At 70.1% G+C, this 1595-nt stretch carries 2 pseudogenes; both read right to left on the reverse strand.

Annotated elements, in window-relative coordinates:
* A pseudogene (locus Y706_RS25710) lies at nucleotides 1-788 on the reverse strand (M1 family peptidase); the annotation flags it as partial.
* A 49-nt stretch (nucleotides 789-837) separates the two neighbouring features.
* Nucleotides 838-1595 (reverse strand): annotated as a pseudogene (locus Y706_RS25715) (amino acid adenylation protein); the annotation flags it as partial.

Consider the following 1595-nt stretch of genomic DNA (forward strand, 5'->3'; position numbering starts at 1 on the left):
GCCAGGGCGGCCCGGGCGCCCGCCTGCAGCGACGCCGGCACGGCCACATACTGCGGAACGTGCCCTGAGGGCCGGTCGGCATTGAGCGTCAGGAGCTCGTAGCGGCCGATCTGGACCGTGGCCAGGTACGTGGCCATGGGTTCGGCCTGCTCAAAGACCCACGTCACGCGGCTGGCCCTGCTGGTGCGGGAGAGCATCACCCCGTTGCACACCGCCCGGTAGTTCGCATCGGTGGTCACGGTGATGAGGTAAGTCGCTTTGTCCCGCGGGTGGTCATTGCACGGAAACCAGGAGGCTGCCCCGTTGGGCTGCCCGGCGACCAGCACCCCATCGGAGAGCTCTTCCCAGCCCACTTCGCCCCACACACCGCGGCGCGGCGCGGGGTACCCCTCATAGCGGATGTCCAGCGTGAAGGCCTCGGCGGCGAGCAGCGGGTTGTCGGGGTAGACAACGAGCTGCTCGGCCCGCTGCGCGAACCGGCGTACCCTGCGCCCGTTGAGCTGGATCTTCGTGGCCCGCAAGCCGGCCAGGTCCAGGACGATCGCCGACGTCGGGAGCTGCGTGATGGCGTGCAGGACGGCGTGCCCGGCAAGGCGGTTGCTGCTGACCCGGTAGTCCAGATCGAGTTCATACCGGGTGACGCGGTAGGCATTGGTCCCGTGGCCGGGCATATAGGGGTCCGGGGCGCCGGCTTCCGGGCTCGTCGCCCGGCTGATTTCGCGGCTGATTTCCCCGCTGATGTCCCCGCGGGCGGCGGCGCCGCTGCTGCTTGGTGCGCTGGTGCTCAATGGACGGACCTTCGGTTGTGGTGCTGGTGGACGTGCGCAGGCGCCGGGCCTAACGGGGCCCGGCCGGCGGTGCCGGCCCGTCCCAGGGGCTGACCGGATTGCCCATCCAGTACGTCCCGGCTGGGACGGTTTCGCCCCGCATGACGAGGGACGCCGGCCCCACCGTGCCGCCGCTGCCGATCCTGGCCTGCGGCAGGATGACGCCGTGCGGGCCCATGGTGGCTCCGTCATCGAGCGTAACAGTGTCGATGCTCATGACACGGTCATGGAACAGATGGGTCTGGACCACGCACCCGCGGTTGACGGTCGAATTCCTGCCGAGGGTGACGAGGTCCGCCTCCGGCAGCCAGTAGCTTTCGCACCAGGTCCCGGCACCGATTTTCGCGCCGAGTGCCCGCAGCCACCACACCAGCGCCGGTGTCCCCGTGGCGGCGCGCGCGAACCACGGGGCGCTGACCATCTCAATGAACGTGTCCACTACCTCGTTCCGCCAAATGAAGGAGCTCCACAGCGGGTGCTCGCCGGGGCGGATGCGGCCCACCAGCAGCCACTTGGCCACGACGGCACTGCCCGCGGCCGTGGCCCCGGCGAGCAGGATCACCACCCCGCTCAGGAGAGCGGCGACTCCGTAGTTGAACAGGGCCGCCATCGCGTCGAACGCGAGCATTACACCGACGGCGATGACGACCGTCAGCATGACCGGGACGAACCGGCACAGCTCCCACAGGGCGCGCGCGACCTTCAGCCTCCGGGGCGGCTGGTAGGTCCGCGTGTCGTCCGAGGCGATGGCGGTGCGCCGCAGCCGCA

The organism is Arthrobacter sp. I3 (assembly GCF_000520575.1).
In the GTDB taxonomy this organism is placed as follows: domain Bacteria; phylum Actinomycetota; class Actinomycetes; order Actinomycetales; family Micrococcaceae; genus Arthrobacter; species Arthrobacter humicola_A.